We start from the raw sequence: 14,912 nt of genomic DNA on the forward strand, positions 1-14,912 counted from the left end.
CAAATGCATAAATTACGTGTAGTGGGAGTACACGAGTCTAGGGAAAGGAATGAAAAGGAAATGTCTAATCAAAAGCGCCGAGGCAATTCGCGCAAAAAAAACGCGTCGAGTTCTCCTTTGATCCTAAACCTTGGAAAAAGTTTTAGAGAACCATCGGAACTTGATGACGACAATATTCTCCAGCTCCTAGATTTAAATGAAGATCAAGGACCGAAACAAGTGGAAAATAAGCCAGCGCGGGAAAAGGACGATACCGTTAATAGTCCAGTATCCGTTGTACCTAAAGTTACGGAGGATGAATCAGAAAAGAAGGAAGTTGTGGTTCAGGAGCAAGAATCAAAAATTGAAACGCTAAAAGAAGTGAATGTAGTTGAGACCGAACCGCTGCAGAGGAAGGAAAAGAAGTATAAGCTGGCAAGAAAGAAGAAAAATCAAGCCATTGCCCCTCCCGATAAAAACCTGATATTAAAAGATCGGAAAAAAGGCTTGAGTGAACCTATTATTTACACCGATGATCTTCATAATGAAGCGGTAACGAATGAGAAAATTGCCAGAAAGTCCATTGATGCTTCCCGAATAAAGCCTGAAACAATAGATTCCAATACTTTAAAGGATTATGCGGTAAGCAACGCAAAGCTGGCAAACCAAAGCGTAACGTCCAGTAAAATTGCATCGGGATCCATCGAAGAAGAGCATTTAGCGGATCAGTCCATTTCCGGGAGAAAGCTTCAAGATCGTTCCATCTCTGGGGAAAAGCTGATGAATAACAGCATTACCTCCGACAAACTAGCTGATAAAACGATCGATTCCATGAAAATTGCCGAGGGATCGATTCAGACCAAGCATCTTCATGAACAGTCTATTACAAATGAACTCCTCCAAGATCAAAGCATCACAGGAGACAAAATTAAGAAAGGCTCTATCCAAGCGGATCACTTGGCGAATCAAGCGATTGATACAGCAAAGCTCGCAGCAGATGCTGTCAGTTCGTTTCATTTGAAAAATAGTTCGGTTACTTCTGGAAAGATCGCGGATAACGCAGTAGAATCCAAGCATTTGCAGGAACAGGCGATTGAATCGAAGCATATTCGGCCAGATGCTATCCGCTCCGTTCATTTGGAAAAGGACTCGGTAGTCTCCGCCAAGCTTGCACCTGAAGCTGTCACTGCTGAAAAAATCAAAGAGCAATCCATTCTCACTTCGAAAATCGCGGAAGAGGCAGTGGTAACATCTAAACTAGCCGATGAATCTATTACTACGGAAAAGGTAAAGGATGAGTCGATCACCACCTCGAAGTTAGCCGATTCAAGCGTCAATGAACATAAGCTTGCCAAAAGGTCAGTTACATCGAATCACATTTTGGAACAAGCCATCGAACGAAAGCATCTGTCTGAAGGAATTATCAGCACGCAGCAAATCAATGACCATGCCATCACGACCTCCAAGCTGGCTCCTGAGTCGATATCCGTGGAGAAGATCATCGACCAAGCTATCACAACCCGAAAGCTAGCGGATCACAGTGTTACCTCTCAAAAAATCACAACGGGTTCGATCCAGTCCCACCATCTCCAGGAAGGCATCATCCAGGAGCAGCATTTAGGAAAAGAAACCATCAAAGCCCACCACATTAGCAACGAAGCCATCACTCAGCCTAAATTAGCCACTGATTCCGTATCTACGGATAAAATGATAAATCAGTCGGTTACAACCGATAAATTGGCAGAAAAAAGTGTGACAGAAGCAAAGCTTGCGGATGCTTCTGTAGGCACTGCGAAGATCAAGGAGCAGTCGGTTACCTCAACGAAGCTGTCAGATAACGCTGTGACGGCAGAAAAGCTGGCCAATAAATCAGTGGCTTCCCTTCACATTCAATCCGGGGCCATCCAGGAACATCATTTGGCTAATGGATCCGTTCATGCAAGTCATTTGGCTGAGTCAGCCGTACACACGTCTAAAATCGCGCCAGAATCGGTTACGACGGAAAAGCTAACGAACCATGCGATCACCACTTCCAAACTTTCCGACGGCAGCGTTACAGGAGAAAAGCTGGCTGATCATGCCATCAGTGCGAATCATCTTCAACAACAAGCCGTACAGCCGCAGCATTTAGCCTATGGAAGTGTCCAAAGGCATCACATTGCAGAAAATTCAATCAATACGGATAAAGTGGCTAATGAAAGCATCGTGACAGAAAAATTAGCCGATGGTTCGGTTACCCAAAGAAAGCTGGCCGATTCCAGCGTAACCGCGAAGAAGCTCGGAACTGAATCTGTGCATTCTGCCCACCTGCAACCGAAAGCTATCCAACAGCAGCATATCGCGGAATCGGCGGTCAGTACGGAAAAAATCGCTGACCAATCGATTACAACTCCTAAGATTTCCTCCGAATCGATATCGACAGAGAAGCTAATCGACCACTCTGTCACAACTGCCAAATTAGCGGATTACAGCGTGACATCAGAAAAGCTGGAGTATTGGTCTGTGGGAGGAGAACACCTCCAAGAAGGAGCCATCGCTTCTCAGCATATTAAGAATGAAAGCATCCAAGCCGATCACCTGTCACCGGAAATTATTTCAGGGAAACACCTTGCAGATGGTGCCATCTCCACATCTAAGATCAGAGATGAAAGCATTACGACAGAGAAATTGGCCGATCGGTCAGTTACATTAGAAAAGTTAAATTTAGATCCTCTTGAGGGCAAATATATCAAAGAAAATGCGATACATGGCGGACACCTGCAAAAGAGTTCCGTAGATACCTACCATCTGGGACAGCAGATCGTTACGGAAGAAAATCTCGCAGATCAGTCTGTATCGAACAAGAAGCTGCAAAATGACAGTGTGACCTCCGATAAGCTAGGTGCCAAGGCAGTAACCGGGGAGAAAATTGCTGACAAATCCGTAAATGGAAGCCATATTCTTGAGGACTCCGTGGGAAGCCATCACATAAAGCAAGGTTCTATCGTTTCAAACCATCTGGGGAATAACAGCGTCACTACGGAAAAACTATTGGATGGCAGTGTAACGGAAACTAAGTTACAGGATCAAAGTGTTGTTACGGAAAAACTAAGCGACTATTCGGTAACCGGGACAAAACTGGCGATGGGGTCCGTATCGGAAGATCACCTTCAGGACGCGGCCATTAGTACCAGCAAGCTTCGAAATCGGGCCGTTACAACGGATAAATTAGACGAAGAATCGGTAACCGGCAGAAATATCGCCAAAGAATCCATCTCGGAGCAGCACCTGCAAGATAACGCTATTTCCCAATCCAAGATTCAAAATGAGAGCATTAATACCGAGAAGCTTCGTTCCGAAGCCGTTACGGGAGACAAAATTGCCAAAGCCTCCATTTCTGCTGAGCATATCCAGAATGAATCCATCCAGTGCAATCATCTGACAAAGGGCAGTGTGACGTCTGACCATCTCATTCCACAATCTATTAGCAGCGAACATCTCCAGGATCAGATTTTAGAGTCTAAGCATTTAACCGCTGAGAGTGTTACTTCAGAAAAGCTGGCCAAAGGATCTGTAACAGAAGAAAAGATTGCAAAAGGTGCGATTAGCGGATCCCACATTCAAGCTGAGTCCATCCAAGGCCATCATTTGCTGATGAGATCCATTGCCTCCGGTCATCTTGGCAAATATAGCATCGTTGAAGAACATCTCCAAGATAAAATCATTTCTTCGGCGAAGCTGCAGGACCAAAGCGTTACTTCTAATAAATTAGGCGAAGGTTCGGTCCATAGCCAACATATCCAACCGAATTCCATCGAATCGAAACACCTAAACTTGCACAGTATTTCGGAAGACCATGTGCAGGAAGATGCAATCTCGTCTGAAAAGCTGCAGGATGAGTGCGTGACAACTGAAAAACTAAGAGACGGTTCTGTGACTGGAAGTAAGTTAGAGGCTGGGTCGATTCAGGCAGATCATTTGCAGGATTTATCTATAGAAGCTAGGCATATACAGATGCAAACGATCGGATCTCTTCATCTCAGAGAAAATAGCATCTTGTCTGAACATGTAAGCAAGGAAAGTATAACGGAAGAACACTTACAAAATGATAGCATTTCTTCAGAGAAACTGCGGGATGAAGGTGTGACTGCGGAAAAACTCGCCGCAGAATCTGTTACAAGAGAGAAGGTAGCTAGGGAAGCCATCGGTGGAGAACATCTGCAGGAAGCTGCGGTGGAACGCAGGCACCTCGCGCTTGATTCTGTAGCAGCAGAGCATCTGACTAAACGGAGTATTAAAGAAGAACATCTCCAAGAAAATGTAATTTCTACGGAGAAGTTGCAGGATCACAGCGTAACAGCAGAAAAGCTGGCCCCAGAATCCGTCACAGAAGAAAAGCTGGCTAAGGAAGCCATTGGTGAGGAGCATCTGAAGCTAGGAATCATTGGAGGCCGTCATCTCAGAGAAGAATCGGTCGGATCTGAGCATCTGACTAAACAAAGTATCGTCGAAGGCCATCTCCAAGAAAATATCATTTCCACAGAGAAGTTGCAGGATCATAGCGTAACGTCAGAAAAGCTGGCCGAAGAATCTGTTACAGGAGAAAAGCTCGCCAAGGGTACCATTGGCGTGGAACATCTCAAAGATGAAATAATCGAAAGCCGCCATCTCACGGCAGAGGCTGTAGGTTCTAAACATGTCGTAAAGCAAAGCATTACCGAAGAGCACTTACTAAATGAAATTATCTCTGCAGCGAAGCTGCGCAATGAGAGTGTGACCAATGACAAACTCGCTGTAGAATCTGTTACAGGAGACAAAGTAGCTAGAGGAGCCATTAGTGGAGAACATCTGCAGGAAGCAGTGGTGGAAAGCCGTCACCTAACGTTTGATTCTATAACAGCAGAGCATGTGACCAAACAGAGTATTACGGAAGAGCACCTGCAAGCTAATGTGATTTCCACGGAGAAGTTGCAGGATTATTGTGTAACGCCAGAAAAGCTGGCCAAGGGAAGCTTTGGCGGAGAGCATTTGCAAGATGAAACCATCGAAAGCCGCCATCTGACAGAGGGATCCGTATGCTCTGAACATATAGAGAAGAACAGCATTACGGAAGATCACCTACAAAATGATGTCATTTCTTCAGCGAAACTGCGCGATGAAAGTGTGACTACAAGCAAACTCGCCGACGAATCTGTTACAGGAGAAAAGGTAGCCAGGGAAGCTATCAGTGGGGTGCATCTGCAGGAAGCGGCAGTGGAAAGCCGTCACCTGACGTCTGGATCTGTAACGTCAGAGCATCTGACAAAACAGAGTATTGCGGAAGACCACCTGCAAGCTAGTGTGATTTCCACGGAGAAGTTACAGGATTATAGTGTAACGGCAGAAAAGCTAGCCGCAGAATCTCTCACCGGAGAAAAGATAGCCAAGGAAGCCATAGGCGGAGATCATCTGCAGATCGGAATTATTGAAGGCTGTCATCTTAGCACTAAATCGATAGGATCTGACCATCTGATCAATCAAAGTATCACAGAAGGTCATCTGCAGGAAAATGTCATTTCCACGGATAAATTACAGGATAAAAGCGTGACTGAAGAGAAGCTCGGGACTGAGTCCGTCACAGCTGAAAAGATTGCAAAGGAAGCCATTGGCGGGGAGCATTTGCAGAATGAAGCTATTGCAAGGCACCATCTCGCGGCAGAATCTGTCACAGGAGAAAAGCTAGCCAAGAAAGCTATTAGTGGAGAACATTTACAGGAAGCGGCGATAGAAAGGCACCACCTAACGCATGGTTCCGTAACTTCAGAGCATCTGACTAAACAGAGTATCGCGGAAGATCACATCCAAGGAAATGTCATTTCTACGGAGAAGTTGCAGGATTGCAGCGTGACAGCAGAAAAGCTGGCTATAGAATCCGTCACAGCAGAAAAGATCGCCAAGGAAGCGATTGGCTCGGAGCATCTACAAATAGGAGCTATAAACAGTCGACATCTGACGACTGAGTCGATAGGATCCGACCACCTGATCAAACAAAGTATCACGGAAGATCATCTGCAGGAAAATATCATTTCCACAGCCAACCTTCAGGATAAATGCATTACAGCAGAAAAGCTTGGTGCCCAATCCGTGACAGAGGAAAAACTCGCCAAGGAAGCGGTTGGCGGGGTGCACCTGAAGAATGAAACCATCGAAAGCCGCCATCTTACCGAGGAATCCGTATGCTCTGAACATCTAGAGAAGCATAGCATAACGGAAGATCATTTGCAGAATGATGTTATTTCCACGGCCAAACTGCGCGACGAGAGTGTGACGACAGGCAAACTCGCTGAAGAATCCGTCACTGGGGATAAAGTAGCCAAGGAAAGCATCAGTGGGGAACACATTCAGGAGCGAGCAATTGAAGCCCGACATCTGAAATCCAAGATCATCGGTTCTTTGCAGCTGCGAGATAAGAGCATTGCAGGCCTGCATCTGCAGAGCGAGTCGATCAGCTCTGGGCATCTGGCCAAACAAAGTATCGGTGAAGATCATCTTCAGAACAAGGCTGTTACTTCTCAAAAAATTGCCCCCGATACGATTCAACCTCATCATATTCCAGCGGGTTCAATCCCTAGCGAAAAGCTATCTTTTATTCCGGTGCAGACGATAGCAAGTGCCCAAAACACGTGCCAGCAATTTGGAGTGTGTGGATTCCAGTTTACGGGTGAGGAAGAATCCGATGATGTATTAATCGAATTTGAGCAACCTTATGTCACTGGAAAATACGTTGTTGTTGCCATGGCTAATCACCCAGATTGCTATGCTGTCCTAAAGGAACAAACGGATCGTTCGGCTGCGGTAACCGTGATTAGAAGGAATATTCAAGGTGAGCTGCACGGGTTCATATCCTGGATTGCGATTGGAGAGAAAGGGGAGTTCATAGAACAAACAGTGAAATACCCGATGGAAGTTCAAGCAAGCGATACGGCTAAAGAAAGTGAGATAGAAGCAGAATCAGAGACAAAGAAGAAAAGGAAAAGAACGAAGAAAAAGCAAGATGAATAGTACTTGCAAGCATACTGAGGCTTAAACAATGTGATCTAGAAAAGGGTGTCCAAAAGTTAAATTCAACTTTTGAGACGCCTTTTTTCTGGCCTATTTTCCTCAAGTCTCAGATGCAATAGACTTATGCCGTGTCCAAGATATTGCCCCATTCATAGACTGTGTTACTAGATAAAAGTCCTGAAACCATAACGATCGAAGACACTGGTTATTTTCATTGAGATGGAGGAGATGAAATTAACATTCCTTAGGAGTGGTCATGATGAAAGGATTGATCTTGTGCGCGGGAAAGGGAACGCGACTTCAGCCCTTCTCCTATTCGCAGCCCAAAACCCTTTTGCCGGTCGCAAATAAGCCTGTTTTGCAGTATTGCCTTGAAAACTTGCTGAAAAATGGGATTAGGGAGATAGGCATTGTCATTCATCCCACTCAAGATTCGATTCCTAAACTCATCGGCAATGGGGAGCGCTATGGGGTTAGCGTATCGTATATTCACCAAGTGGAGCAGAAAGGAATATCCCATGCGGTTAAACAGGCAGAGGAATTTATTAATGGGGAACCGTTCATTCTTCTTCTGGGAGATAACCTTATAGCAGAGGATCTTGGGACCCTTATTGAGTCTTTTCAGCGAGACGAAAACAATGGAGCCATTCTCTTATCTCCAGTACCCAATCCACAAGAATTCGGAATTGCGGAGATTAAGGGAACCGATATCATCGGGTTGGAGGAAAAACCCCAAAAGCCGAAGAGCAATTTGGCTGTCATTGGAGCCTATCTCTTTGATCCCCTTATATTCACCGCGGTAAACAGCATTCGTCCTTCAGCACGCGGGGAATTTGAAATTACAGACGCGATTCAATGGATGATTGATCAAGGACATTCCATCACCTATACCATTACAAGGAAGTTATATTCTGATGTCGGTACCGTAGAGCGATGGCTGGAAGCCAACCAATGGATGATGGAAAAGGAGCTTGATGACCAGATTATTCTTGGCAAGCATACGGTGGTGGAAAACTGTACGCTGGTAGGCCCTGTGATGATCGGTGAAAACTGTGTGCTAAGGAATTGTGTTATTGGGCCTTACGTCTCTATCCAGGATCAGGGAACGATTGAAAATTGCCGGATCGATCACAGTATCTTGCTTGAGAAGGCCGTTATCCGCGACTTGCAATATCCTATTTCAAAAAGTGTGTTTGGACGGGAGGCCCATCTGATAGGGTCAGGGGATGATGCAAAGACGTATCATCATTTTTATCTGGGAGATAAAACAAAGATAAATATGAAACGGGACCAGGGGGATTCCAGTGACTAAAGCAAAGCTTACTGTTGTAATCCCCTCCTACAACCGTGCTGAATTTATTGAACGGGCCATCCGAAGCGTTCTCTCCCAAACCTATAAGAACTGGAAGCTGCTCATCGTCGATGATGCCTCTACTGACGATACGGAGAAGAGGATTGAACCTTATCTGAAGGACAATCGCATCCGCTTTATTGCTCTTGACAAAAACGTGGGCATTTCCCACGTAATGAACCGTGCACTAGAGGAAGTGGATACAGAGGCTTTTGTGCAGCTTGACTCCGATGATTGGCTGGATCGAGATGCCCTGAGGCAATTTTCCAAAGCTATGAAACGAAATCCCCAAGCTGCTCTTTACTACGGAAATGTCCGCATGTGGGTTGAGCAGAAAAACGGAAGGCTGAAGCAATTCAAGACAGTACGTCACAGGCAATTCCATACGAAATACCAATTCCTTTGCTATATGACTTATATGCTTCACCCGCGTTGTTACCGGACGGAAGCTGTACGAAATGCTGGCGCTTGGGAAACGAATGATGAATATGATGGCCGTTTCATGGAAGACCGCCGTATGGTTATGAAGCTGATCGAGAGGCACCCTGTTCATTGGATCAACAAAACTTTATATAACCGGATCAAGCATCGCCAACAATTAACTAACAAGGAAGCCTTCCGAATCCGAAATCAGCTGCGCAAGGACTTAGTAAACCACTCCTTACGCAGCTGGGGCAATCAATATTCACCGGTTTTCGGTTACCGTGGGGGACTGCTCATTGTCAAGCGGCTGATTATCAATAAAAAACAGTCAAACGTACAGGTAGGTGATGCACAGTGAAAAAAGCAGTCGTAACCGGATGTGCTGGCTTTATCGGCTCTTCATTAAGCAAGCGGCTACTAGATGAGGAGTTTGAAGTGGTGGGCATCGACTGTTTTACGGATAATTATGATCGGAAAATCAAAGAAAAAAATCTAGAGAAGTTCTTAAACCATGAGAATTTTACATTCTTAATGGACCACATTACCCATCTGGATTGGGGCAGCCTTCTGCAGGGTACGGACTATATCTTTCACCAGGCAGCGATGCCGGGGGTGCGCACGAGCTGGGGAAAAAGCTTTGATACGTACGTACTGAACAATATTATGGCTACTCAGGTTCTGTTGGAAGCGGTGAAGAGAAACCCCGTGAAAAAGTTCATTTATGCCTCCTCCTCTTCCATATATGGCTCCACACATGGCAGCACTCCGGAAACTCTCATCCCACGGCCTCTTTCCCCCTATGGAGTAACGAAGCTGGCTGGTGAGCAGCTGTGCCACCTTTATGCCGATAATTATGGGATTCCTACCGTTTCGCTACGCTACTTTACGGTTTACGGACCGGGTCAGAGGCCAGATATGGCTTTTCATAAATTTATCCATAGCTTGCAGTTCGGAAACCCGATTCAGGTCTATGGGGATGGGACACAGTCGCGTGACTTTACTTATATCGATGATGTCATCGAGGCTAATTTACTGGCTATGAACTATCCTGGATCAGGCGAAGCATTCAACATTGGGGGGAAATCTCGCATAGTCCTAAAGGACGTCATTGAACTCCTGGGAAAGCTTATGGGAGTGACGCCTAAGATCAATTATGTGCAAAAGCAAGCTGGCGATCCGGCCCATACATGGGCAAATATTGAGAAAGCCAAAGCCCTGCTAGGCTATGCCCCAAAAATTTCCCTGGAGGAAGGCTTTAAAGCGGAAATTGCCTATGTAAAGGAACTTTATGGATGAGTATTCGGAAACCTATCGTGGTTTACCGTGAACGGTATTTGCCAATAAGCGAAACATTCATTTATGAGCAAATCAAGCACCTCCAGGAATATAAGCCTTATGTTCTTTGCAAGGAAATCCTTCCTGATGCCAAACGGCATTTCCCTCATGAGCATATTTACTTCCTGCAGGATTTTCGAGACAAGGCGATCGTACTAAGGAGGAGAGGGATTCGGGTCATCTATGCCCGCTTTGGAATGGGCGGGGTAGAAATGCTGCCGCTAAAGCGTGCGGCCCGCTTACCCATGCTCACCTCTTTTCACGGATCCGATGTGTCGCGCCAGCTGAACAAGCGACCGGATTACCGTGAAGCGTTGCCTGCTTTATTTGCGGAGGGAGAAAGATTCACAGTCGTATGTGAACATATGAAAAACAAGCTGATCGACCTAGGATGTCCGGCTGAGAAGATTGCAATTATTAAGTCAGGAATTGATTTGAAAAAGTTCCCATTCTGCCCAAAGTTGTCAATCGAGCAAGGAAACATTCGCATATTGAGTGTCGGGCGGCTAACAGAAAAAAAGGGGATGGATGATCTCGTATTAGCCTTTACCCGCGTAGCATCTGTCTACCCTAGAGCGAAGTTAGTCATTATCGGGGATGGGGAGGAAAGGCCCAGACTCGAATCCATGATTTGGTCATTAGGCCTCGAGAGGCATGTAGAACTGTTGGGCAGACAAAACCACGAGAAGGTCCAGGAAGAAATGAAAGAATGCAATCTGTTCGTCCTCGCATCAAGGATCGCCTCAGATGGCAATGAAGAAGGGATTCCTAATGTCATAATGGAAGCCATGGCCACCGGCAGACTAGTCATCGCGACCAAGCATGCAGGAATTCCTGAACTAGTCAAACATGAAATAACCGGATACCTCGTGCAGGAAAACGCTCCCCACCAGTTAGGGGGCATGATGCTCAAGGCCTTAAAAAATCAGGAGGATTGGTCAGACATAATAGCGAAAGGCAGGGAAATGGTAGAAGAAGAACATAACGTTCATAAGCAAATCAGAAAGCTGGAAGCTGTCATTAATGAAATCATACCGCAAGGAAGAGTAAGGGCCCGTCGGTCCAAAGTAAAAAGAAGAAGAATGGCTAGAAAGGTAAGGGGATAGCTGGAGCTGTCCCTATTGTTTTTGCAGGGCATTCTCCCATTTTCCCAATTCCTAGGTTGATCCCCACGCCTTGTAGGTGATTGTGGAATATAGTAGCAGTAAACTAACGATCCCGTCGAAGGGAAAGGGGAGTCCAAGGTGATTTCTTTTATTGTTGGCAGAGGAATGGGACATATGGGAAGGTGTATTAGCATCATGAAATGTCTCAGCGAAAAAGATCAATGTTTGCAGGTCCATGCATTCCCTGAAACCCACGACTATCTGAAGAACAACCTGCCTCAGGAATGCAAGTTAAAGGAATATCAAACGGGAAATATTCTAGAAGCCGCCAAAGATCGGGTTCTGATCCATGATTGGCGCCCTGAGGTAGCGGAATCGACCGGGGGATCCCATAATCGCATCGGTCCCGTCACGGTTTCTCTCTATCATAGCCGTTTCGATATGAAAAAAAACGAACCGAAGCCAATGCGTGACTTTAAAAGGCATATTCGGCAAGTGGCCAATAAGACCGATGTATTTCTGCACATAAACGTCACTCCACCCAGAAAAAAGCTCTCAGATATGGAATGTCTTTATATCCCAATCCCAAACATCACGCGGGACGCGACCCAATCCCCCAAGGAGGTCAAAGCGAAGCTTGGCTTGAAGGAAGGGGAGCCATTCATCCTCGTACAGATGGGATCAGGCTTAGGCAAGCATCGCTACAAGCAAATAAAAAAATGGTACCGACAAGTAGATAAACTAGCGTATAAATATCAATTTGTTGTCGCTGGACAGCTTAAGGACGAAGATTTTCCTTTCAGCAAGAAGGTCATCCAGGCCCCGCTGTTTCCCAATGGAAAAGATCTTGTTCAAGCGGCAGATTTAGTCATTACCAAGCCGGGCATGGGAATACTCGGTGACTGCATTTCTACTCAAACTCCCATTCTCATGCTGCCGGCTGATAATCCCGAGCGGAAGCAAAAAATTCAGATCTTGAGAAGAATCTTGAAAAGTGATATCGGGATCGTCAAGAAACCCGATGAACTAGAGAAAAAAATAGAAAAGGCAATGGCCAATAAAGAGATATTTGAGAAAAGCTTTAAGGCCATCCCCGCCAACGGAGCAGAAGTGGCAGCTAAAATTATGATGAAACTCATGGAAATTCCTCGCACAGAATTAAAGAAAAGAAAGAAAGAGCTTCTCTCCTTAACTCCCTTTTATTTCCATGCTAAAAAGAAGGAATGCCAATGAAGGATAAGCGTTCTATCGTCATTATTGCTCCTGAGACGCTGCCGCTTCCTCCAGAAGAGGGAGGAGGCGTACAAACGGTCATATATGAGCAGTCCAAAAGATTAAGGGACTACGAACTGACCATCATCTGCCCCAGAGGAAGCGGGCAGGAACCAGAAGAGAGTCTTGACCATACCTGTTATAGAAGGATTGACGTACCAGCTTTAAAGGGCAAGAAGCAGGTCCGGGCAGAATATATTCGCCTCGTCGCCAAAATAGTAAAAGACATTCCTGCCTGCCTGATTCACGTGCACAACCGTCCCGAATTTGTCCTGCCGATCCACTCGGCAAGAAAAGATTCATCGATCATCCTCCACATGCATAATAACCACCTTGCTGCTATTCCCTTAAGGAAACGAAAAAAAGTCATCGATGCGTGCTCCCGAGTGGTATTTGTGAGCCAATATCTTAAGGAGCGGGCAGTGAAAGGGATCAAGATCTCGAATCAAAAACTGACGGTTATTCATAACGGGATCGATACGGAAAAATTCTCTCCTCCCGGAGAGGAGGATCATATCCGTAAAGTGCTAAGGAACCAATACGGTTTCAACGAAAAGGATATTGTCATGCTTTACGTTGGGAGGATTGTGAGAGAAAAAGGACTGCTGGAAATCATTCGAGCGATGAAAAAGGTAAAAAGGAAGCAGCTAAAGCTTCTTGTCATAGGGGCATCTAAATTTGGCTCAGACCAGATGAATCTCTATGAGAGGCTTGTTCGAAAACAGGCGAAGGAAATGGGCGAAAGTGTCCGTTTCATAGGTTATATTCCCCCAGACGAACTTCCCCCATATTATCAAATGTCCGATGTATTTGTCTCTCCTTTCCGCTGGGAGGAGCCTTTCGGCCTTGTGATTGGAGAAGCTGCTTCGTGCGGTCTACCCATCATCACGACAAGGAAAGGGGCCATTCCTGAAATCATTGAACACAAGAAAGAAGGATTGCTTCTTCCGCCACGCTTTAACACCTCAGATCTCATTGCCCATCTGAAGAAAATCATGGGAAACCAAGAGTTGAGAGAGAGAATTAGCTGCAGGGCAAGGAAAAAAATCAGCCGCCATTTTACATGGGAGATTTCCGCGCAGAACATAGAGAAAGTCTATCAGGAAGGGTGAAAATATGAGAATTGCTGTCATTGGAACGGGTTATGTAGGAATCACGACTGCTGCCTCTCTAGGTGAAATTGGACATCAAGTCATAGGAGTGGATATTGATAGCGAGAAAATATTGAAGCTAAGCGAAGGAATCCTTCCTATCTATGAACCCGGGGTCGAACCGCTCATTCAACAGCAGCTGGGAGAAGGCAGCTTGTCGTTCACAACCAGTATACGGGATGCCATCGAAAAATCGGAAATTATATTTATCGCAGTTGGAACGCCTTCCTTGCCAAATGGCCAGCCGAATATGACCTACGTAGAGGACGTGGCCAAAGAGATTGGAAAGCATATTGAATCTTACCGGCTCATTGTTAACAAAAGTACGGTACCGGTGGGTACAGCAGATCGCGTAAAGGAATTAATTTCGCAAGAGATTAGTACCAGAAATAAAGCAATAGACATTGATGTGATTTCCAATCCGGAATTTCTACAGGAAGGCAAGGCCTTGCAGGATGCTCGCAAGCCAGATCGAATCGTTATCGGTTGCTTATCGGAGAAAGCCAAGCAGATGATGAGCCAGCTATATGAAAAAGTTCCCGCCCCTATATTCTTCACGACTCCCCGCAATGCGGAAATGATTAAGTATGCCTCAAATGCTTTCCTCGCCACGAAAATTTCCTTCATTAATGAAGTTGCCAGAGTATGCGATAAGCTGGGTGTCGATGTATCCGACGTTGCCAAAGGAATGGGGATGGATAATCGGATTGGTCCCCAGTTTCTGCAAGCAGGTGTAGGATACGGAGGCTCCTGTTTTCCTAAAGATGTTGCCGCGTTATATTCAATGGGCAAACAAGTTCAGGTGGAGATGTCCATCTTACGCGATGTTCAGGAGATTAATGCCATGCAGCCGAATTGGCTAATCGAACGGATGTCTGAGAAGATGCAAGGCCTTCGCGGAAAGCGCATTGCCCTCCTCGGTCTAGCCTTCAAGCCGGAAACGGATGATATCCGGGAGGCTCCGTCCTTAAAGCTGATTCCTCTCCTTTTGCAGGAAGGAGCTTTTGTTCTGGCTTATGATCCTATCGTAAAAGGCAAGATTAAAGACCGCTTCCCTGATATCATCATGGCCCAAAGCATAGACCACGCAGTCCGTTATGCCGATGCGATTCTGCTATGCACCGAATGGAAAGAGTTCCTGTCTTTAGATTGGAAAAAAGTGAAAGCTCAGATGCGGGGCCGCTACATCTTCGATGCGAGAAATGTTTTGCCTGTCCGCGAGATGCAGAATCATGGCTTCGAATACTGGGGAGTAGGAAGGAGCGGAATGTGAGA

Annotated in this window: 8 protein-coding genes; all 8 read left to right on the forward strand. The window is 45.7% G+C overall.

Annotation, left to right across the window (positions count from 1 at the left end; translation table 11 throughout):
• Positions 1–60: 60 nt before the first annotated feature.
• The 8 genes from ABLT31_RS13440 to ABLT31_RS13475 all read left to right on the forward strand — a co-directional run bounded on the left by ABLT31_RS13440 (position 61) and on the right by ABLT31_RS13475 (position 14,910).
• Positions 61–6,999 (forward strand): WIAG-tail domain, encoded by a 6,939-nt coding sequence (locus ABLT31_RS13440; RefSeq protein WP_367752293.1) that lies wholly within the window; start codon positions 61–63, stop codon positions 6,997–6,999.
• A gap of 259 nt (positions 7,000–7,258) precedes the next feature.
• A complete protein-coding gene (locus tag ABLT31_RS13445; RefSeq protein WP_367752295.1) occupies positions 7,259–8,311 on the forward strand; it encodes a glucose-1-phosphate thymidylyltransferase in 1,053 nt (350 codons plus the stop codon).
• A complete protein-coding gene (locus ABLT31_RS13450; protein ID WP_367752297.1) occupies positions 8,304–9,131 on the forward strand; it encodes a glycosyltransferase family 2 protein in 828 nt (275 codons plus the stop codon). Before ABLT31_RS13445 ends, ABLT31_RS13450 begins: the two co-directional genes overlap by 8 nt.
• Positions 9,128–10,069 carry an NAD-dependent epimerase/dehydratase family protein gene (locus ABLT31_RS13455; RefSeq protein WP_367752300.1) on the forward strand — a complete coding sequence of 314 codons (942 nt, stop codon included), beginning with the start codon at positions 9,128–9,130 and terminating at the stop codon, positions 10,067–10,069. Before ABLT31_RS13450 ends, ABLT31_RS13455 begins: the two co-directional genes overlap by 4 nt.
• Positions 10,066–11,214, forward strand: a complete 1,149-nt coding sequence (locus ABLT31_RS13460; RefSeq protein ID WP_367752302.1) for a glycosyltransferase — start codon at positions 10,066–10,068, stop codon at positions 11,212–11,214. Before ABLT31_RS13455 ends, ABLT31_RS13460 begins: the two co-directional genes overlap by 4 nt.
• Positions 11,215–11,352: 138 nt before the next feature.
• On the forward strand, positions 11,353–12,447 hold the full coding sequence (locus ABLT31_RS13465; protein WP_367752304.1) for a hypothetical protein: 1,095 nt from the start codon (positions 11,353–11,355) through the stop codon (positions 12,445–12,447).
• On the forward strand, positions 12,444–13,598 hold the full coding sequence (locus ABLT31_RS13470; RefSeq protein WP_367752307.1) for a glycosyltransferase family 4 protein: 1,155 nt from the start codon (positions 12,444–12,446) through the stop codon (positions 13,596–13,598). The genes ABLT31_RS13465 and ABLT31_RS13470 overlap by 4 nt, the downstream gene beginning before the upstream one ends.
• A 4-nt stretch (positions 13,599–13,602) precedes the next feature.
• Positions 13,603–14,910, forward strand: a complete 1,308-nt coding sequence (locus tag ABLT31_RS13475; protein ID WP_367752309.1) for a UDP-glucose dehydrogenase family protein — start codon at positions 13,603–13,605, stop codon at positions 14,908–14,910.
• The last annotated feature ends 2 nt before the right edge of the window (positions 14,911–14,912 follow it).

This window comes from Ammoniphilus soli (assembly GCF_040813775.1).

What these genes read in the sequence shown, in the direction of transcription:
- ABLT31_RS13440 (WP_367752293.1), top strand. Translation starts at nt 61, where the DNA reads ATGTCTAATCAAAAGCGCCGAGGCAATTCGCGCAAAAAAAACGCGTCG.
- ABLT31_RS13445 (WP_367752295.1), top strand. Translation starts at nt 7,259, where the DNA reads ATGAAAGGATTGATCTTGTGCGCGGGAAAGGGAACGCGACTTCAGCCC.
- ABLT31_RS13460 (WP_367752302.1), top strand. Translation starts at nt 10,066, where the DNA reads ATGAGTATTCGGAAACCTATCGTGGTTTACCGTGAACGGTATTTGCCA.
- ABLT31_RS13470 (WP_367752307.1), top strand. Translation starts at nt 12,444, where the DNA reads ATGAAGGATAAGCGTTCTATCGTCATTATTGCTCCTGAGACGCTGCCG.
- ABLT31_RS13475 (WP_367752309.1), top strand. Translation starts at nt 13,603, where the DNA reads ATGAGAATTGCTGTCATTGGAACGGGTTATGTAGGAATCACGACTGCT.